Origin of the sequence: Streptomyces geranii (assembly GCF_002954775.1) — a bacterium.
GTDB classification, from domain to species: Bacteria; Actinomycetota; Actinomycetes; order Streptomycetales; family Streptomycetaceae; genus Streptomyces; species Streptomyces geranii.
On sequence record NZ_PJME01000047.1, the window covers coordinates 15,935 to 34,898 of the forward strand.

The 18,964-nt window shown below is 70.9% G+C and carries 17 protein-coding genes and 1 tRNA gene; 3 read left to right on the top strand and 15 right to left on the bottom strand.

Translation table 11 applies throughout. The features are described from left to right. Window positions 1-4: 4 nt before the first annotated feature. Window positions 5-196 carry a hypothetical protein gene (locus CW359_RS35490; protein ID WP_105974333.1) on the top strand — a complete coding sequence of 64 codons (192 nt, stop codon included), beginning with the start codon at window positions 5-7 and terminating at the stop codon, window positions 194-196. A 90-nt stretch (window positions 197-286) separates the two neighbouring features. On the opposite strand, the gene CW359_RS35495 is transcribed toward CW359_RS35490, so the two are convergent. Then, complete coding sequence (locus tag CW359_RS35495) at window positions 287-1,324, bottom strand: LacI family DNA-binding transcriptional regulator (protein WP_105974334.1); 1,038 nt, start codon at window positions 1,322-1,324, stop codon at window positions 287-289. A gap of 293 nt (window positions 1,325-1,617) precedes the next feature. Here CW359_RS35495 and CW359_RS35500 point away from each other — a divergent pair, with 293 nt between their 5' ends. Continuing rightward, on the top strand, window positions 1,618-3,354 hold the full coding sequence (locus tag CW359_RS35500) for an RICIN domain-containing protein (protein ID WP_105974376.1): 1,737 nt from the start codon (window positions 1,618-1,620) through the stop codon (window positions 3,352-3,354). A 106-nt stretch (window positions 3,355-3,460) separates the two neighbouring features. On the opposite strand, the gene CW359_RS35505 is transcribed toward CW359_RS35500, so the two are convergent. The 6 genes from CW359_RS35505 to CW359_RS35530 form a co-directional block, all read right to left on the bottom strand. After that, a complete protein-coding gene (locus CW359_RS35505; RefSeq protein ID WP_105974335.1) occupies window positions 3,461-4,252 on the bottom strand; it encodes a S16 family serine protease in 792 nt (263 codons plus the stop codon). Between the two features lie 88 nt (window positions 4,253-4,340). Next, a complete protein-coding gene (locus CW359_RS35510; protein ID WP_105974336.1) occupies window positions 4,341-4,982 on the bottom strand; it encodes an IclR family transcriptional regulator in 642 nt (213 codons plus the stop codon). Between the two features lie 327 nt (window positions 4,983-5,309). After that, window positions 5,310-7,118 carry a DEAD/DEAH box helicase gene (locus CW359_RS35515; RefSeq protein WP_105974337.1) on the bottom strand — a complete coding sequence of 603 codons (1,809 nt, stop codon included), beginning with the start codon at window positions 7,116-7,118 and terminating at the stop codon, window positions 5,310-5,312. A 145-nt stretch (window positions 7,119-7,263) separates the two neighbouring features. Further along, window positions 7,264-7,653 (bottom strand): type II toxin-antitoxin system death-on-curing family toxin, encoded by a 390-nt coding sequence (locus tag CW359_RS35520; RefSeq protein WP_105974338.1) that lies wholly within the window; start codon window positions 7,651-7,653, stop codon window positions 7,264-7,266. Next, on the bottom strand, window positions 7,650-7,850 hold the full coding sequence (locus CW359_RS35525; RefSeq protein ID WP_408647554.1) for a CopG family transcriptional regulator: 201 nt from the start codon (window positions 7,848-7,850) through the stop codon (window positions 7,650-7,652). The genes CW359_RS35520 and CW359_RS35525 overlap by 4 nt, the downstream gene beginning before the upstream one ends. 40 nt (window positions 7,851-7,890) lie before the next feature. Beyond that, window positions 7,891-9,363, bottom strand: a complete 1,473-nt coding sequence (locus CW359_RS35530) for an MFS transporter (protein WP_105974340.1) — start codon at window positions 9,361-9,363, stop codon at window positions 7,891-7,893. A 236-nt stretch (window positions 9,364-9,599) separates the two neighbouring features. Here CW359_RS35530 and CW359_RS35535 point away from each other — a divergent pair. Then, window positions 9,600-9,674: transfer RNA gene (locus tag CW359_RS35535), tRNA-Cys, on the top strand. 150 nt (window positions 9,675-9,824) lie between these two features. Here the strand turns inward: CW359_RS35535 and CW359_RS35540 are convergent. From CW359_RS35540 to CW359_RS35570, 8 genes are all read right to left on the bottom strand, one after another. After that, entirely contained in the window at window positions 9,825-10,409 is a 585-nt protein-coding gene (locus CW359_RS35540; protein WP_232838752.1) for a hypothetical protein, read from the bottom strand. A gap of 75 nt (window positions 10,410-10,484) precedes the next feature. After that, window positions 10,485-11,780, bottom strand: a complete 1,296-nt coding sequence (locus tag CW359_RS35545) for a GNAT family N-acetyltransferase (RefSeq protein WP_232838753.1) — start codon at window positions 11,778-11,780, stop codon at window positions 10,485-10,487. A gap of 41 nt (window positions 11,781-11,821) precedes the next feature. Further along, window positions 11,822-12,409, bottom strand: coding sequence for an ATP/GTP-binding protein (locus CW359_RS35550; protein WP_198655513.1), 588 nt, complete (start codon window positions 12,407-12,409; stop codon window positions 11,822-11,824). Window positions 12,410-12,573: 164 nt separating this feature from the next. Continuing rightward, window positions 12,574-13,509 carry an SUKH-4 family immunity protein gene (locus CW359_RS35555; RefSeq protein ID WP_105974343.1) on the bottom strand — a complete coding sequence of 312 codons (936 nt, stop codon included), beginning with the start codon at window positions 13,507-13,509 and terminating at the stop codon, window positions 12,574-12,576. 167 nt (window positions 13,510-13,676) lie between these two features. Then, window positions 13,677-13,802: a hypothetical protein gene (locus CW359_RS47205; protein WP_269805620.1), complete on the bottom strand. Its 126-nt coding sequence runs from the start codon at window positions 13,800-13,802 to the stop codon at window positions 13,677-13,679. After that, window positions 13,799-16,108 (bottom strand): xanthine dehydrogenase family protein molybdopterin-binding subunit, encoded by a 2,310-nt coding sequence (locus CW359_RS35560; RefSeq protein WP_105974344.1) that lies wholly within the window; start codon window positions 16,106-16,108, stop codon window positions 13,799-13,801. The genes CW359_RS47205 and CW359_RS35560 overlap by 4 nt, the downstream gene beginning before the upstream one ends. Beyond that, window positions 16,105-17,826, bottom strand: a complete 1,722-nt coding sequence (locus CW359_RS35565; protein ID WP_105974345.1) for a 2Fe-2S iron-sulfur cluster-binding protein — start codon at window positions 17,824-17,826, stop codon at window positions 16,105-16,107. The genes CW359_RS35560 and CW359_RS35565 overlap by 4 nt, the downstream gene beginning before the upstream one ends. Further along, entirely contained in the window at window positions 17,823-18,716 is an 894-nt protein-coding gene (locus CW359_RS35570) for an FAD binding domain-containing protein (protein WP_105974346.1), read from the bottom strand. The genes CW359_RS35565 and CW359_RS35570 overlap by 4 nt, the downstream gene beginning before the upstream one ends. Window positions 18,717-18,964: the final 248 nt, after the last annotated feature.

An 18,964-nucleotide genomic window follows, 5' to 3' on the forward strand; every position in this document is an offset into this window, starting at 1 on the left:
CCCGATGAGCAGCCCCGAGCCCTACCTCGCCCTCCACCACCTCCGCGCCGCCGACCTCCGCGCCGAGGCCGACGCCCACCGCCTCGCCGCCACGGCCAAGCCCCCGGCACGGGACCTGCGCACCCGCGTCGGCTGGACCCTCGTAGAACTGGGCCTACGCCTGGCATCAGCACCGCCAAGGCAACAACTCGCCTGAGTACGAGCGCCCCCAAAGGGGCGCGGGGAACTGCGCGACCAGCCACGACGCCGCAGCAGCGAACCGACAACCTAAGCCCACCCGAGCCCGCTACCGTGGCCGTCCGCTGGACTCCCGCACCACCAAAGGCGGATCCACCTCGCGCAACACCCGCTCCGCGGACCCCGGGTTCGCGATCTCCTCCACCAGCAACCCCACCCCCTCCGTCGCCACCGCGTCGAAATCCTGCGCCACAGTCGTCAGCGCGGGCCGCTGGAATCGGGCGGCCGGGATGTCGTCCATCCCCACCACGCTCACCTCGTCCGGCACCCGCCGCCCCCGCTCGTGCAACGCCCTGACCAGGCCGATCGCCATGTCGTCGTTCGCGACGAACACGGCGGTCATCGCGTCGTCGTCCGCCAGTCGCAGCCCCGCCTCGTAGCCGCTCGCGCAGGACCAGTCGCCCTCGACGGGCTCGACCACGGGCAGGCCCGCCTCCGTCAGCGCCGAGCGCCAGCCGTCCGCGCGGTCGCGGGACGCCCACCACTGGCCCGGCCCCGAGACGTGCCGGATCTCGGTGTGCCCCAGGTCGACGAGGTGCCGCGTCGCCACATACCCACTGCGGTCCGACTTCTCCGCCGAGCGGATGCGCCGCGCCGCGACCAGCCCGGGGAACCGCCCGATGGTGAGGATCGGGACGTCCAGCCAGACCTTGACCGGGCTGCCCTCGTCGATCGCCTCCGACAGCACGATGCCGTCGACGCCCTGTTCGAGGAGGCTGTCGATGGCCTCGGCGGTGCTGTGTTCGTCGTCCTCGGTGGTGTGGGCGACGCTGACCGAGTAGCCGAGCCGCCGCGCCGAGCGCTCTATGGCGACGAGCATGGTCGTGGGGCCGTAGAGGCGGGCGCCCAGCGAGATGACCCCGAGCCGCCGGCTGCGCCCCGAAGTGAGGCTGCGCGCCGCGCCGTTGGGGCGGTACCCGAGCTGCTGCGCCGCCCGCAGGACGCGCGTGCGCAGCTCCTCACGGACGTACGGCTCATTGTTCACGACCCGCGAGACCGTCTTCTGGGAGACACCGGCGAGACGCGCCACATCGGAACTCGTCGCGGCCGGCCGCGAGACGCCGTCACGACCGTGGGTACCGGCCACCGGTGCTCCCTTTTCTCAAGACTGCGCTGTCAGAAAACCGTCGGAATCAGTGTGCGGGTCAGGCCTGGAAATCGTCAATCGCCACCGTAATTCCCGGTAACCCGCAGGAAACAGCAGCGACACGAGTATTGACGCCGGCTCGATCCGGGCCACAGACTCCGGCCTGACTACGCAGTCAAGAGTGGACTTGGAACAGAGCGACCGGAGGGGCAATGCCGATCAGGCAGAGTAGACGAAAGTTGACCAAGGCGCTGGGTACGTTCGTCGCGGCAGCCGCGCTGCTGGCGGTACCGATGGCGACCGCCCAGGCCTACAACCCGACCGGCGGAATCCTCTACCAGCTCGGCAACGAGCCGTGTCTGAAGGGCCGGGGCAACTGCGCGGTCTACCCGAAGTCGGCGGAGCTGCCGGGCGGGCGGCTGGTCGCCTCGTTCGAGAAGTCCACCGTCGTGACGACGTCGGGAAGCGCCGACGGACAGACCCTCCCGGTCTACAAGAGCGACGACGCCGGAACGAGCTGGCAGCCGCTGTCCGAGGTCAAGGCTCCCGCGTACCTCTCCACGGACCCCAAGTACGCCCGGTACACGAGCAACTGGACCAACCCGTATCTCTACGTCCTTCCGCAGAAGGTCGGTGCGCTCAAGAAGGGCACCCTGCTGCTGGCCAGTGTCGTGTCGGGGGACGACTACTACTACAAGGAGCACAAGGCGGCCGACCCCAACTGGACGCCGAACAACGACGGTGACCGCAAGGACCTGGCGATCGCCCTGTACTCGAGCACCGACGACGGCAGGAGCTGGAAGGTCGTCAACGTCATCGCGACCGGCGGCTGGCAGGGCGGGAGCGCGGGCGCGGTCGGCCAGAACATCGCGGCGGCGAACACGAACCGGCAGGTGGACCCCCTCTGGGAGCCGTACCTGATGGTCTACGACGGCAAACTGGTCTGCTACTACTCCGACGAGAACGACTACACCGGCTTCGACCCGGTCACCGGCGTCCCGACCCTGGACCCCGCCAACGACACGGCAACCGACTCGCACGGCCAGATCCTCGCCCACCGGACGTGGGACGGCAGTGCCGCCACGTGGAGCGCCCCGGTCGTCGACGTCGCCGGGTCCAAGCAGGACATGGGCGGCGGCAAGACGGAGATCGGGGGCGGGCGGCCGGGCATGACCAACGTCGTCGCCACGTCGGACGGCAGGTGGCTGCTCACGTTCGAGTACTGGGGCGGCGGGGCCAACACCCGGTACGTGATCGCCGACAGCCCGCTGAAGTTCTTCCGCGGGTCCCAGACCGGCATGTCCGTCGGCTCGCTGCCGGTCGTCTCCGGTTCCCGGCCGCTCTCGGGCGGCGGCAGCCCGGTCATCGTCCGGATCCCCGACGGACGCCTGGTGTACAACGCCTCGAACAGCGGTGACGTCTGGGTCAACGAGAGCGGGCGCAGCGACGGGGTGTGGACGGAGTACCAGACGACCTCGCCGGCCGGCTACAGCCGCAACCTGCAGTACGTCGACAGCACCGGACGTGTCGCGATCCTCAACAACCAGGGCACCTCCACGATCGCCTACGCGGAGGTCGACCTCGGCGACTCGGCCGGCACCTACTACCAGCTGCTGAACCGCAAGACCGGCCAGGTGATCGGCACCGGCAACAAGACCAACGACGCCAACCTCGGCAACGCGGACACCCCCGACGTGGTCCTGGAGGACGCCGGAGCCGCGGCGAACCCCGACACCCAGTCCTGGCACGTGGTGACCGAACCGAACGGCGGTACGACCCTGCTGAACAGGTCCGGCGGTCGCGCGGCGTCCATCTGGACCGGCAACGCGACGGTCGGCCAGCGCATCGGCCAGTGGGTCGACAACAGCGCCACGGGCAGCTGGAACCTGGTCAAGACGGACGACGGCTTCTACAAGCTCCAGTCGCTCAAGAACCCGAACGTGTACTTGACGGGCGCGAGCGCCGGGGCTCCGTTGACCCTGCAGAACGCTACGACGGACGGTTCGCAGGACTGGAAGCTGGTGAAGTAGAGGACGTACAGAGGGGGCGGGGGGTTAGGGCGCGAGGAACTGCGCCCTAACCCCCACCGGCTCCTGGCTCCTGGCTCCTGGCCCCCGGCCAAGGAACCGACCGTGCTCAACAGCTGGGCACAGTCCCCCGCCCCGTCTCCAACGCCACCAGCGAACTGATCGCGCCCTTGAGCGTGGTGACCGGAATCAGCCGAAGCCCCTTGGGCAGCTCGGACTTCGCGTCCGAACACTCCGCCGCCGGCACCAGAAAGACAGTCGCCCCGTCCCGCCGAGCGGCCTGGGTCTTCAGGGCAACCCCTCCCACCGCCCCCACGGTCCCGTCCGCGTCGATCGTCCCCGTACCCGCGATGGACCGCCCCCCGGTCAGATCCCCGCCACGCCCGTCACCGTCCAGCTTGTCGACGACCCCCAGGGAGAACAGCAGCCCGGCACTGGGCCCCCCGACATCGGACAGCTTCAGAGTGACCTTGACGTCCCCGGAGTCCTCGCCCAGATACTTGAGCGCCGCCTCGGCAGCCGCGTCCTGCGACTGCTTCATCTCGGCCGCGTTGTGCTTCTCGATCTCCTTGGTGCTGTCCCCGCTCGGATACACCGAGTCGCGCGGCATCACGGCCTGATCGGTACGGAACCACCCGTCGAGTACGTCACCGAGGCTGACGTGGGTGTCAGGGCCGGTCGCCTCGATGGTCGTCATCCGCAGCTCACCGCGCGTCTCGCGGACCGTCGCGCCGGTGATGGTGATGACCGGGTCGCCCTGGTTCTCGCCGAGGACGTTCGCCGTCATCCCGGGCTGCGCGACCGCGAACGGCAGCGGCGCGAACGCGGCCGTGGCGAGCAGGGCCACGACGGGCAGGGCACAGACGGCGACGGCCCGGGGGCGCGTGAGACGAGAGAGCACGAGGTCAATCTAACGCGGGGGCGTTTTCGGGCCAGGGGCGGCTGCCCCGCCCTCCCCTGCTCCGGTCGGCGCAGGGCCTCTGCTCCGGTCAGCGCAGGGCCTCGGACACTTCCCGGGCGGCGTCCATGACCCGGGGCCCCACCCGCTCGGGCACTGCGTCGGCGAGCATGACGACGCCCACGCTCCCCTCGACCCCCGTCACCCCGATCAGCGGGGCCGCGGCCCCGCTCGCGCCGGCCTCCAGCTCGCCGTGCGTGAGGGTGTACCCGGGGTCGGTGGCGGGCTGCTGCCGGGCGGAGAGGATGGCCTTGCCGGCCGCGCCGCGCTCCAGGGGGTGCCGGAAACCGGCCCGGTAGGCCACGTGGTAGTCGGTCCAGGTCGGCTCGACGACGGCGACGGCGAGCGCCTCGGTGCCGTCGACGAGGGTCAGGTGGGCGGTCGCGCCTATGTCCTCGGCCAGCGACCTGAGCGCGGGCAGCGCGGCCTCCCGTACGAGCGGGTGCACCTGCCGCCCGAGCCGCAGCACGCCCAGCCCCACCCTTGCCCGGCCGCCCAGGTCACGCCGTACGAGCGCGTGCTGTTCCAGGGTGGCGAGGAGCCGGTACACGACGGTCCGGTTGACGCCGAGCCGGGTCGAGAGTTCGGTGACGGTCAGGCCGTGGTCGGTGTCGGCGAGCAGCTTGAGGACGCGCAGTCCCCGGTCGAGCGTCTGGGAGGTCTCCGCGGTCACGACGCCCACTCCTTCACGTGGTGAGGTCGGCTGCTCCCTGGCGGCGGTGCGTCGTCGATCCCGTGGGCGACGCGCGTTCAGAGGCGGCCGATCGGCGCGGCCCGGGCTCTCCCGGACACGGTCGCTTCACGACTGCGCTCCGCGGCGGCGCTGCCACGGGGCGTGTGCGTGTGCGGGACATTAGCGAAGGCGGTTCGCTCAGCGGAAGTCTCCGTCCAGAATCCGGTCACTCCGCGGTACGGACTACTGCGCTTCCTCCCGATATGCACGGCGTACATACGGCCCCACACGCCCCCTCGCCGAACACTCCGGCCGACGGCGGGACCGTCACCGCATCCGGGTGGCCCACTCCTGCACCTTGGCGATGCGCTGTCGCAACTGTCCGGCGGTCGCCTCCGCGCTCGGCGGCCCACCGCAGACCCGCCGCAGCTCGGTGTGGATCACCCCGTGCGGCTTGCCGCTCTGATGGACGTACGCGCCGACCATGGTGTTGAGCTGCTTGCGCAGTTCGAGCATCTCCTTGTGGGAGACCACGGGCCGCCGCTCGGCGGGCAGTTCGAGCAGATCGGCCTCGTCGTCGGGCTTCTTACGGCTGTGCGCGATCTGCCGGGCCTGCCGCTTCTGGAGGAGGAGTTGCACCTGGTCAGGCTCCAGCAGCCCCGGGATCCCGAGGTAGTCCTGCTCCTCCTCGCTCCCCGGGTGCGCCTGCATACCGAACTCGGCGCCGTCGTAGAGCACCCGGTCGAAGACGGCGTCGGACTCCAGCGCCTCGAAGGAGAACTGCTCCTGCTCCCCGGTGTCCTCGTCCTCCTCCCGGTTCGCCTCCTCCATCTCCTTCTCGGATTCGGCGTACGGGTCCTCCTCGCCCTGCTTCTTGGGCTTGTCGAGGGCGTGGTCGCGCTCGACCTCCATCTCGTTGGCGAAGGTGAGGAGGTCGGGGACGGTGGGCAGGAAGACGGACGCGGTCTCCCCCCTCCGCCGGGACCGCACGAAGCGCCCGACGGCCTGGGCGAAGAAGAGGGGGGTGGAGATGGTGGTGGCGTACACCCCGACGGCGAGCCGAGGCACGTCCACGCCCTCGGACACCATCCGGACGGCGACCATCCAACGGGAGTCGTTGTTGGCGAACTCGTCGATACGGTCGGAGGCGCCGGAGTCGTCGGACAGGACGACGGTGGCCCTGGTCCCGGTGATGTCGCGGATCAGCTTGGCGTAGGCACGGGCCGACTCCTGGTCGGTGGCGATGACGAGCGCCCCGGCGTCCGGGATCCCCTTCCGCACCTCGGTCAGCCGCTTGTCGGCGGCGCGCAGCACGCTGGGCATCCACTCGCCACGCGGATCGAGGGCGGTACGCCAGGCCTGCGAGATGGCGTCCTTGGTCATGGGCTCACCGAGCCGGGCGGCGATTTCATCACCGGCCTTGGTCCGCCACCGCATCTGCCCGCTGTAGGAGAGGAAGATGACGGGCCGGACGACATGGTCGGCGAGCGCGTTGCCGTACCCGTAGGTGTAGTCGGCGGAGGACCGCCGAATCCCGTCGTTCCCTTCCTCATAGGTGACGAAGGGAATGGGATTGGTGTCGGACCGGAAGGGCGTACCGGTGAGCGCGAGCCGCCGAGTGGCGGGCTCGAAGGCTTCGAGACAGGCCTCGCCCCAGGACTTGGAGTCCCCGGCATGGTGGATCTCATCAAGAATGACGAGCGTCTTGCGCTGCTCGCAACGATTGCGGTGCAGCATGGGCCGCACGCCGACCCCCGCGTACGTCACGGCGACGCCCTGATACTCCTTGCTGAGCGGCCCGGCGCTGTACTCGGGATCGAGCTTGATCCCTATCCGCGCCGCCGCCTCGGCCCACTGCTTCTTCAGATGCTCGGTGGGCGCGACCACGGTCACCTGCTGCACGACATGGTGGTGCAGCAACCAGGAGGCGAGCGTCAGCGCGAAGGTCGTCTTGCCGGCCCCGGGCGTGGCGACGGCGAGAAAGTCACGCGGCTGCTCCTGGACATACCTCTCCATGGCCCCCTGCTGCCAGGCACGCAGCTTGCTGGCGGTACCCCAGGGGGCACGGCCGGGGAAGGCAGGCGAGAGGTGATGGTTGGAGGCGGCGGGGGCAGCACTGGCGGCGGTGGTAGTCACGGTCTCCGGGGGTGGTGGGTCGGGCAGCTCTGCGGCGGTCAGCTTGTGGGTGCTGGGGCTACGTATGACAACCGGGCCACCCTACCGGCGGCCCGGTGCTGTCAACGTGCGTACGACGCGGGGGCGTCCCGGGATGGGACTCAGCTCACATCGACGGCTCGGTGAGGTCTCGCAGCGCCTCGGAGATGGCTTCGACCTCATACACGGTGCCGGAGGCCACCGCATTCATGAGATCTTCGGCGGCGTCGATGTCCGGCCGCAGCTGTACGTCGTTCAGTGCCAGGAAGACGACGCAGGACGTCCACGCCGTGCGCCTGTTTCCGATATCGAAGGGGCGGTCGATCACGAGCGACTGCAGGAAAGCCGCAGCCTTGTCGAACAGCCCGATGTACGCCTCCCGCCCGAGCGGTGTGGCCGAGGGGCGATGCGCAGCAGCCGCCACCAGACCCACGTCACGTACGACGAAGTGCCGGTCCTCGACGGCCAGGCCCGCGATGCCCAGAACATCCTCACCCGACAGATAGACGTACGTCACTTGAGCCGCTCCAGCAGCTCAGCCCACTTGACGGTCTGTTCCTTGGCAGCCTTACGCACCAGCGCTTCGTGAGCGGTCCTGGCCAAGTAGTCGTCCACAGCCCGCAGCACGATGGCGTGCATACTCACGCCCTCCTGCTCGGCACGCAGCCTCAGAGCTTCCGTCTGATCGTCACGGAGACGAAGGTTCATAGCCACATCAAAACGGTACCGCCCAATAGGGTCAAACCAGTACCATTCAGGCGGGATTGACCCGCACCCGCGTAGTCACCCAGGCCCCCACCAACGCCACCCCCGCCATAGGCAGAAACACCACAGCGAACGCACCCGGATGAGACCCACCGGCCGCCGCGCCGGAGGCATGAGCCACCGACCCCCCGCCCAGCGCGGCGAACGCCGCGCCCCCACCGGCCAGCAGCACCACGTTGGAGAGCGCGTCGGAGATCTGCAGGGAGGCGGAGTTGGCGCCGGCCTCGTCCGGGGCGGAGAGATGCAGCAGCAGCACGCTGGTACTGGCGATGACCAGCCCCATCCCGAAGCACCCGAACGCCCACACCACCGCGAGCGTCCACACCGGCACGGCGTCGATCAGCACGGCGGGTGCCCCGGCGATGGAGGCGGCGACGAGCACCATCCCGAACGTCATCAGCCGCTCCCGATACGGCTCCATCCGCGCCCGGGCCTGCACGGACGACCCCAGCGCCCACGTGACACCCCCGGCGGCGAGCGAGAACCCGGCGAGCGTCGGCGACAGCCCCCGCTGGGTGACGAGCATCAGGGGCACGAAGGACTCAGCGGCGATGAAGGACCCGGCGGCCACTCCGCGCAACAACACAACAGACGGCAGCCCACGGGCGGCCCGATAGGTCCCCCGGGGAAGCAGCCCCCGCACGGCGGGCACGAGCAGCGAGACGCCCAGCAGCCCGGGGAGGAGCGAGAACCACCGCAGATCCTGGGCGGCGTACTGAAGGAGCCCGGCCCCGAGGGAGATCCCGAAGGCAAGCCGAATACGCCGCCGCCCATTCCCCTCCCCCTTGCGGGGCCCGGCGTGGACGGCCCCACCGGCGAGCCGACGTATCTGAGGCAGAGCAAGGGCAAGCGGAAAGACGACAAGCACAGGAATCCCGACGAACACCCACCGCCACCCCAAGTGCTCGGTGACGGCCCCGGCGGCCAGGGGCCCGACCACTGACGGCACAACCCAACTGGCGGCGAAGGCGGCCATGATCGAGGCCCGCAACCGCTCGGGATAGGCCCGCCCCACGACGACGTACAGGGCAACGATCACCAGCCCGCCCCCGAGCCCCTGAACAGCGCGCCCGGCGATGAACAACCACATGACCCCGGCGGTCCCGGACAACAACAGCCCGGCGGCGAAGGCGGCGATACCGGTGGTGAGCGCCCCGAGCGGCCCCCGCCGATCCGACCACTGCCCGGCGAGCACCATCCCGAAGAGACTGGTGGTGAAGTACCCGGAGAAGGCGAACGCGTACAGAGAAACCCCGTCCAGCTCCCGGGCGGCAACGGGCATGGCGGTCCCGACCGCGGTCGCCTCAAAGGCGATGAGCAACACAACGGAGACGATCCCGACGCTGAGGGCCCGATAGGACCGCCCCAGCACCCCCTCCCCACCACTCCCGGCAGCCAATGAAGAATCCGCGTCGGCAGCGCCGTCGGCGACGTCTGTGTCACCAGGTCCCAGGGAGGTCATACAGGCCAGCGTAAGGGCCGTCCCCGACCTTGACCCCTGTCGGAGGTAGGACCCACCCCGGGACCTTGGTCGTACGCCCACGGACACCAACGGGCACCCACCCGCGCTTCATGAACGCCGTATGGCAGTCCCATTGCGACCCGCCCGACGCCCTTGCCCCTCCCCACCCCCCACCCCTACGGTCAGAAAACGAAGTCCGGAACGGCCAGGGCCACCCCCCAAACCGCTCCCGACCCGGCCGTGTGCCCGAGTGGTTTAGGGACTCGCCTGCAAAGCGAGTTACGTGGGTTCGATTCCCGCCACGGCCTCCAAGACAGGGTCTGACCAGGATGTTCCTCGGTCAGACAGGCTCCCCCAGGGCTGTGACACCCAGTCCGAACGGGGCTACGTAAGTCGCTTGGTCCATTCCGACCTGCTTAGCCCCCGTCCAAGGGGAGCCACACCCGATGTCGGCACAGGACTCAGGTGTTGGCGGCGCCATAGCCCAGGACGTTGCCTTGCGGAAGCAGATATCCGATGTCCCGTCTCTGCGGCAACCTTCCTGCCAGCGTCGACGCGTCGGTGCAGCCAGAGACCTCGAAGCCGATGACCCCGAGGCTGAAGGAGGCACTCTGGAAGGCTTCGGTCCCGATGGCAGCCAGCCATTCGTCCATCACGTCGGACCTGAAGAACGGCCGACCGTCCCAGTACGTAAGACCCGCGTGACCCAGCGCACCGACGGGGACGTAAAAGTCCAGCCAGTCGCCGCTCTCATCACCGCCGCGGATCGCCACACAACCGCACACGACCAGTTGGCCCGTCGGCAGACGGACCTGGCCGTGGAGGTGGCCGAACTCGGTCAGTGAGGCAACCGTGCAAGGCACGGGATCCTGCTCCTCAGGTTCACGGTCTCTCTGCCCGAAGCACCCGTGAACGTCTGCGGCGGACCACAGAGCGCTCAGGACGGCCTGAAGCCTGGCATCGTCACTCGATCCGACCTCTATGGCCAGCTCGTAGTAGCCGTCGGACCAGTTGGTCTGGTCCCGGAAGGCGGCAGGATTCGTCACGGCGTGATCATGCGGCAGAAGCCGCTCCAATGCCACCCGCATTCACGTGCACGGCCAGGCCGATTGAGATGCCCCTCAGAAACCGAAGGAGTTGTGCGGTTCGGGGTCGGTGCGGAACATCCGGGCCAGCCGGCCGATCGCGCCATCGGTGTGCGGCGTGATGTGGCCCGCGTACGTCAGGTCGTGCGCCGACATGCCTCCGAAGTAGAGCGAACTGAGCGCCGGTACCGTGATGGTCAGGTCCGCCTCCTGGTCGGTGGCGACGCAGGTCGCCGCGGCACCGTCTGCGCGGAGAAGCCATGTCCCGTTGTTGGCCGGACACATGCGGTCGCCGTCGACGGTGAACACCAACTCGCCGGCCACGTCGTAGGAACGTTGGGTCAGGGCGCGGGGAACGTCGAGGAGACGTGCCCAGAGGTTGTCCGACTGGCGGGTGATGCGCATCGCCCGTGGGCTCACGAGCATCCACCTCAAGGGTTCCTCGCGCGGGCGGCCGGGCGCCACGATCGTCCTGGTGAGGTCGAAGTCGACCAGCACACTCCAGAGGGCGCGATAGGCCACCGGGGTCGTCGCCTCCAACGCCTCGACGACGAGCGTTCCCGCGTTACGTACGGTCGAGGACCACGGCAGGCGAAAATTGGCGATGCCGTCCACATCTCCGTGCTGGTCACGGTGGACGAGATACCGCAGTGGTCCGTTCGTGCCGTCCGCACCGTCGGACAGTCCGTCCCAGCGTCCGGGCAGGGGCGCAAGCTCACCCACGCGGCTTGCCCGCACGTCCGCGTGCACCGTGGGCCAGAACTTCTTCGCCTGAGCGGCGTCGACCAACTCCAGCGAACCTGGATCCGGCGCTGCCGGAAGGAGGGCGGCCTCGTGACGGTCCAGCTCCCACCGCACGCGGTAGGTCGCCGGTGAGAAACCGAATCGGCCGTAGATGCTGCCCTCGCTCGCGCTGAGCATCGCCAACGGCTCGCCCCGGTCCAAGGCCGCCTCGAACATGGCCTGCATCATCCGCCGCAGGTGACCGCTTCGGCGATGGGTAGCGATCACCGCGGTGGCGGTGACGCCGGCCATCTTCACCGTGGTCCCGCCGGGGACCGTGACATCGAAGGAGATGGTGGCCGATGCGCCGACGCAGACCCCGTCGGCGAAAGTCGCGATCGGGTGGAAGGACTCGTCCTTGACGTCAGCTTCCGCCCACTTCTCCAGCTGCTCGGCGGTCGCCGGACCGCGCTGCGGAGGCCACGGCTCCGACCCTCCGTGCCACGCGGCATCGGCCGGCTCCCAGTTCGGCAACCCGTTCGCGTAAGGCAAAGCCAGGTAGTACGCGTTCATCTCATCGCGCCGTGGCGGGCGGACCTGAATAGCCATGCCGGACATTGCATCCGCCGCCACCACTTGCGCACAACCGATTACTTGCGGGGTCGGTCCGGTGACCCTGCGGGTGCCTGACGCACGGCATCCGCGATTGTCGAGTTCACCGTGGCGACGCGCTGGGCCAGGTCGCCGGCCGGGATGTCGATGATCTCGTAGCCGAACGCTCGGTAGCTCTCTTCGTGAATCCTCTCGAACTCCAGCGACTCCTCGAAACTGATCCGCCGGGCCGCCGTAGGCTCGCAGAAACCCAGATTGCGGACGAAGAGCACTTGCCGCTCGTAGACCCCTGCGGAGGTGATCCGGTCCAATTCCTCGGCCAGCGGCTGAGACACCGGCCGACCCAAGTAGGTGGCAAGGGCGTGGGTACAGACCGGTGATCGGTCGAAAACCTGAACAGAGCCGGTGCCTTCCGACTGGCGCTGCTGCTGTCGCTGTCGCTGCAGAGCGACGATCTCGTCGATGAAGGACGCCCGCGTCCATGGCTGGTCCTCACCCAGGGCCTGCGCCTGCGCGATGACCGCCGTCGCCGCCTCTTCGACCACGCCGTAGCCAAGCTCCTCCAGGCACCGCAGGATCGATGTCTTGCCCGCGCCCGGGGTGCCGGTGAGAACGTACCGCCGCATGATCCGAGAATCCTTTCCAGGACAACGGGCCCATGGCGCCCAGGAGACCCTCGACGCGGAACTCGGCGGTCGGGGGTCGGCGGTCGGCGGTCGGGGGATCAGCAGTGTGCCCGTACGGGCCGTCCCTTAGCGCCGTCGGCAGCAGCCAGGTCGGCCTGGTCCTCTCAGCGCACCCGCCCCGCCTCCCCCTCGAAGTCGATCCTCCTCGCCCTGCGCAGCAGCCACAGCGTGTACGCGAAGGTCGCGACGTCCGTGTTCAGGCGGTGCAGGGTCGTCTCGGGCTCGTTCCAAGCCAGGAGCGTGCCCGTTCTGCCGTCCAGGACCAGGCTGTTGTCCTGCGTCAGAGCGCCAAGGCGGATCAAGTCCGCCGCTCCCTGCGGGAGTTCCGTCGGCGTGTCCTCGTCCGCGCAGTACTCCGCCAGCGTCGGCAGCGGTATCTCCGTGTCGAGGTGGAAGTGGCAGTCGTCCTCCGGGAGGCCCGTGGACGAAAGGAAAACGCGCGTCGGCTCGTGGGTGAGCGTGGGTGGGAAGTCGAGGGGCTCGAAGCGGGCCACCCTGCCGTGGCCGAACTCCTGCTCCAGGAGCCGGGCCGGGAGGTCCAGGGCCAGCCCCGACTCCGTGCCGGGGGTCGCGATCCTCGCCAGTGGGCGGATCAGCGCGGCCATCTTCCAGTACGGCAGCACATCGGCGTTGGCGCTCCGCGCGAACACCGTCAGCAGGTGACGGGACGTCTCCGCCACCGTCCGGGCGCCCGACCGGCCCGCGTACGACGCGAAACGGCCTCGTGCCACCGCCAGTTCCTCCGTCGCCGCCGCGAATCGCAGCAGCGCTTCCAGTGCGGACGCCGGCGGGCGCCGGGCCGACGACGTACGGCGGTCGGGCGCGCGGTGCCGCGTCCTCGGCGGCTCCCCCGTCGCGTTCGCCATCGCCCGCAGAACGTCATTGCGCAGAGCACCATTTCGCAGCGCGCCGAACCTCAGCCGACCCCGACCGGCCGGCAGCGCCACGCGCGTCAGCGACTCGGCCCTGGTCCTGGCTTTGGTACCGGTACCAGGACCGGTACCGATCCCGTTCCTGGTCAGCGTGTTCGTCTTGCTCATGGTGTCCCCCGTGCATGGTTGTTCGCAGTCCCCCGCACGACGTCCAACACCTTCGTCGCCCGGCAGGCCCTCCCACTGACCAGAACACTACCCGCCACCACTGACAACGGCCCCTGACCTGCGACAGAGCAGCAAATCAGCCCCCAGCCGCTCAGCGGCCCAGCCCGTCAGCCGAAGTACACCCCACCCGCGACCACCACAACCGCCGCCACCACGAACAGCAGCACCCACGCCAGCACCTTGCCCGGCGTCGGCCCGGGCTCGTAGCGCGGTTCGTTCTCCGGAGTCGTCATGTGGCCGTCACCACCGCCGCCTGCGGGCGGATCGGCAGGCGGTTCACCGGGCGGCCCGTCGCCGCGCGTACCGCCGAGGCGATGGCCGCCGGGGACGTCACCACCGGTACCGCGCTCGCCGCCTTCGCGCCGAAGGGGGCCACCACGTCCCGTTCTTCGACCAGTTTCACGATGCGGATGTCCGGGGCGTCCAGCGCCGTCGGGAGGGCGTAGCCCGTGAGGTCCGGGTGGCGGATCAGCCCGCGCGCGGAGCGCAGGTTTTCGGTCAGGGCGATGCCTACGCCCTGGGTCACGCCCGCCTCGATACGGGCTTCCAGCTGCGCCGGGTTCAGCACCCTGCCCACGTCCTGGGCCAGCGCCAGCTCCACCACCCGTACCGAGCCCAGCTCGATGTCCACGTCGACCACCGCGCGGATCGCGCAGAAGGCGAGGCCCACGAACGCGTCGCCCTGGCCCGCCTCGTCGAGCGGTTCCGTGGGGTGCGGGCGGCACTGGGCCGTGGCCCAGAGTTCCTTGCCGTCCATCGCCTCCGTCACCGTGGTCGACAGGACGCCGTCGTACGAGGTGATCTTGCCGTCGGTGATCTGCAGCAGCTCCGTGGACATGCCGAACTTGTGCGCCAGGGGCTGGAGGAGCTGGGTGCGGACCATCTTCGCCGCCCGTTCCACCGCGCCGCCCGACACCCAGGTGTGGCGGCCCCGCGCGCCGGGGCCCGCCGGGGGCTGGTCGGTGTCGACCGGGGCCACGTGGACCTCGTCGATACCCAGCGTCTCCTGGACGATCTGGCGGGCCAGGGTGGTGAAGCCCTGGCCTGTCTCCACCGCCGCGCACAGGACCGTCGCGATGCCGTCGTGGACCTTCACCGTGGCCGTCGAGACCTCGTCCGCGCCCTCGGCGCCGAGCATGTGGACCATGCCCAGGCCGTAGCCGACGCCCCGGCGGACCGCGCCCGGTTCGCCCGCGCCCTCGGGGCCGCCCGGGAGCAGCCACTCGTCCTCGGGGGTGTCCTTGGGGAGCGGGGGGAGCGGGAAGTCCCGTACCGCTTGCAGCAGTTCGGCCACCGGGGCCGGGCAGGTGACCGACTGGCCGGTCGGGAGTACGTCCCCTGTGGCCATCGCGTTGCGCAGGCGAAGCTCCGCGGGGTCGACGCCGAGCTTCTTCGCGAGCTTGTCCATCTGGGCCTCGTAGGCCGCGCAGACCTGCATCGCGCCCTCGCCGCGGACATGGCCGGAGGGGGGGTTGTTGGTGCGCACCGCCCAGCCCTCGATGAAGGCGTTGGGGACGACGTACGGGCCGCAGGCGAAGGAGACGGCCGCCGCGAGGGCCTCCGAGGAGGTGTCCGCGTACGCGCCCGCGTCCAGCAGGATCTGTGCCTCGACCTTGACGAGCTTGCCGTCGGTGTCCGCGTGGTGGCGGTAGCGGAGGAGGGTGGGGTGCCTGTGGACGTGGCCCAGGAAGGACTCCTCCCTGGTCGCCGTCAGTTTCACCGGGCAGCCCGTTTTCAGCGCCAGCAGGCCCAGCGGGAGCTGGAAGCCCTGGTCCTCGCGGTCGGCGGTGGCGCCGGGGACGCCCGTGACCACCACCTTCACGCGCTCCGGTTCCAGGCCGTAGCAGGCGGCTGCCGCGTCTCGGTCGCCGTGCGGGTCCGTCGACGCGAGGTACAGCTCCACGCCGCCGTCGGGGCGCGGTACCGCGAGGCCCGCCTCCGCGCCGATGGGGGCGGGGTCCTGGCGGCCGATGCGGTAGAGGCCCTCGACGACGATCTCGCCGACCGCGTCCGGGTCGCCGTGGCGCAGCGGGATGTGGCGGATCAGGTTGCCGTCGGGGTGCAGGGGTTCGGCCTCGAAGGCCTGCTCGGGGTCGGTGACCGGGTCGAGTACTTCGTACTCGACGATGACGGCCGCCGCCGCCATGCGCGCGGTGTCCGGGTGGTCGGCGGCGACGGCGGCGATGGGCTCGCCATGGTGGCGTACGACCTCGGAGGCGAACATCGGGCGGTCGGCCCGGCCCCGGCCGTGCAGTTCGGCGCCCGGCACGTCCTCGTGCGTGACGACGGCCCGTACGCCGGGCATGTCCCGCGCGTGGGTGGTGTCGATGGAGAGGATGCGCGCGTGCGGGTGCGGTGAGCGCAGTACGGCGGCCCACAGGAGGCCCTCGGCCCACAGGTCGGCCGCGTACGGGAAGGTGCCCTCGGTCTTCGCGCGCGCGTCGGCGGCCGGGAGGGACACGCCGAGGCCGTGCGGGAGCGCCTCCGCGTCGTGGGCTGCCTCCGCGGACGTGGTCGCGGTGGCGGCTTCGTTGCTCACGTCTGGCCTCCGTCCTGGCCGTGAGTCTGGTCGTACGCCTGCGAGTCGTGGTTGCGGGCGGGCTCGAAGCCCGGCGCGTCGAACGCCGAGGAGTTGACCCCGCCCGCGCCCGGTCCTGCCTGGTGCGGGATGCGGGCCTCGCCGTCCTCCGCCTCGGCGTCGGCGGCGTGCGCCTCGCGTTCGGCGACGACCTCGCGGACCGCCTCCAGGACACCCCGGTAGCCGGAGCAGCGGCACAGGTTGCCGCACAGGGCCTGGCGGGTCTCCAGGTCGGTCGGGGCGGGGTTGCCCTCCAGCAGGTCGTGCACGGTCATCGCCATCCCGGGGACACAGAATCCGCACTGCACCGCGCCGCACTTGGCGAGCGCGCGCTGCACGTCCGAGGGCTGGCCCTCGGTGGCGAGGCCCTCCACGGTGCGCACCTCGCTGCCCGCGGCGGTGACCGCGGGCACCAGGCAGGAGGCGACGAGCCGCCCGTCCACCTGGACGTTGCAGGCGCCGCACTCGCCCTGGGAGCAGCCGTCCTTGGCGCCGGCGAGGCCGAGGCGCTCGCGCAGGACGTAGAGCAGCGACTCGCCGATCCAGGCGTCGGTGACGGGCCGGTCGGAGCCGTTGACGCGCAGGACGTAGGAGGCGAGGGGGTGTTCCTCGCCGGGCATCGAGGGGGCGTCGTCGTCCGCGGCCTCCTCGGCTGCGGACGTCCCGTCGGCCGCCTCGGCACCGGATGCCTCGGAGTCCGCCTCCGGCTCGCCCTCCACGGGCTCCTCAGCGGCCTCCGGCGAGCCTTCCGGCCCGGTGGCCGGGTCCGGGTCCGTGACGGCCTCCACGGGGCCGTCAGGGCCCTCGCCGGGGTCGTGCGGGGATCCGGCGGGGCCATGATCCCCGTCGGCGACCGCGTGACCGGCTTCGGACGCGCCACGACCGGAGACGTCGGCAGGATGACTGCCGCCGTCGGCCGGATGACCGGTTCCGACGGCCGGGTGACCGGCGCCGCCCGTTTCCTGCGCGGTCTCGGGCGCGTACGTCGCCTCCGGGCCCGGCGCGAGGCCGTGCTCGCGCCGCCGCTCGGCCTCGGGTGCCCAGGCCTGTCCCGCGCCCTCCGTCGCCCAGGGCGCGGGCGCTCCGCCGGGGAGCGTGGCGGGCGGCGTGCCGCCCCACTGCTCGACGAGCGCGGATGTACTGAACTCGCCCGATTCGTCCGGAAGATCACCACCGGCGACGGGGATGCGCCACTCCCCCGTGACCTCGCGGCCCGGCGTGCCGGGTGCCGCGCCCGCCTGCGCGGCGGCGCTCTGGTCGAAGGCCCACTGTCCGGTGGAACTCTGCTCGTACGTGAAGCCGTCGTGCAGGGTCTGCGGGGAGTCCTGGGAGGCGGGGTTCGGGTCCGGCCAGCGGTCGCCGCCGGGGGGCGCGGGCGGCGCACCCCAGGCGCCCGGCCCGCCCGCGGAGCCGTCCTCGGCCCCGGTACCCGGCGCCGCGGCGATCTGCGGGGGCACGTACCCGTGGCCGGGCGCGGCCAGCGGACTGTCCACGGAGGCGAGGAACGCGTCGATGCCCCCCTCGGGGAGCTTCACGAAGGCGGTGGCGCCGTCGTCGTAGTCGCCCTGGGGCAGCGGGTCCCAACGGCCGCCGGTGCGGGGGGCGCCCTCTTCGCGCGCCCCCTGTCCGCCCCCGCGACCGTCCCCGTACTGGTCGTCGCTGTACTGGTCGTCGGTCACGAGAGTGCCCTCCCCAGTGCTCGTCGGGCCAGCGCGGCGACGGTGCGCCGCAGATGCAGTACGGCGGGCGGAAGCGGTGCCACGGTGCCGTCCGCGTCCGGGACCGGGTCGGGGATGCAGGCCGCGGCGACGTACTCCCCGAAGGCACCCAGTGCCTCGGGGACGATCGTGCGGTTGTTGTCCCAGTCGATCAGCCGGGCGACCCACTGCTCGGCGTCCAGGGGGCGCAGCGGCATCGGCGCTATGGCACCGACGGCGCACCGCACACCGCGCCTGGCGGGGTCGAGGACGAGCGCGACGGACGCGAGAGCGCGCCCGGGGCCGGTCCGTCCGGTGGCCTTCAGGAAGACCTGGGGGGCGTGCAGCAGGGGCACGCGTACGAAGCCGATAAGTTCACCGGCCCGCAACAATTCGACGCCCGCCAGCAGGTGCGACACCGGGATCTCCCGGCGAGCGCCGCCGGGCCCCGCGATGATGAGCGTCGCCTCCAGGGCGGCCAGCACCGGAAGCGCGTCCCCCGTGGGGGCGGCCGTGGCGATGTTGCCGCCCAGGGTGCCCGCATTGCGGATCTGCGGCGGGCCCGCGGCGCGCGCGGAGGCGGCCAGGGCCGGGATGAGGGCGGCGAAGTCGGGGCGCCCCATCCGCGCGTGGGTGAGCCCGGCGCCGAGCAGGGCGTGGCCGTCCTGGTACTGCCAGCCGCGGATCTCGCTGATCCGGCCGAGGCCGACGAGCGCGGCGGGCCTGAGCTGCCCGGAGTTGACGGTGGCCATGAGGTCGGTGCCGCCCGCGACGGGTACGGCGGCCGGCATGGCGGCGAGCGCCGCGACGGCCTCGTCCAGCGAGGCGGGCAGCGTCACGGCCTGCGCCGCCTGCGGTGCGTGCGTGGTCAAACCGGCTGCCCCTTCCCGCTGCCCCACCTGGTCCCACCTGTGTTGCCGTACGGTACGTGCTGACAGGGCGGACGTGGCAACTCTGGCACATTCTCGCGAGACCCGAACGCAGGGGTCCGCTAGGAGGCATTCGCCCCTCTCGTCGGCCACATGGTCCGTTTTCGTACGACATCGCCGACCGGTTCCGATTGGAAACGGTCGGCGATTTTTGTGAGCTTTTTCCGGTGCGGCCCTGGGGTCTTGGGGCG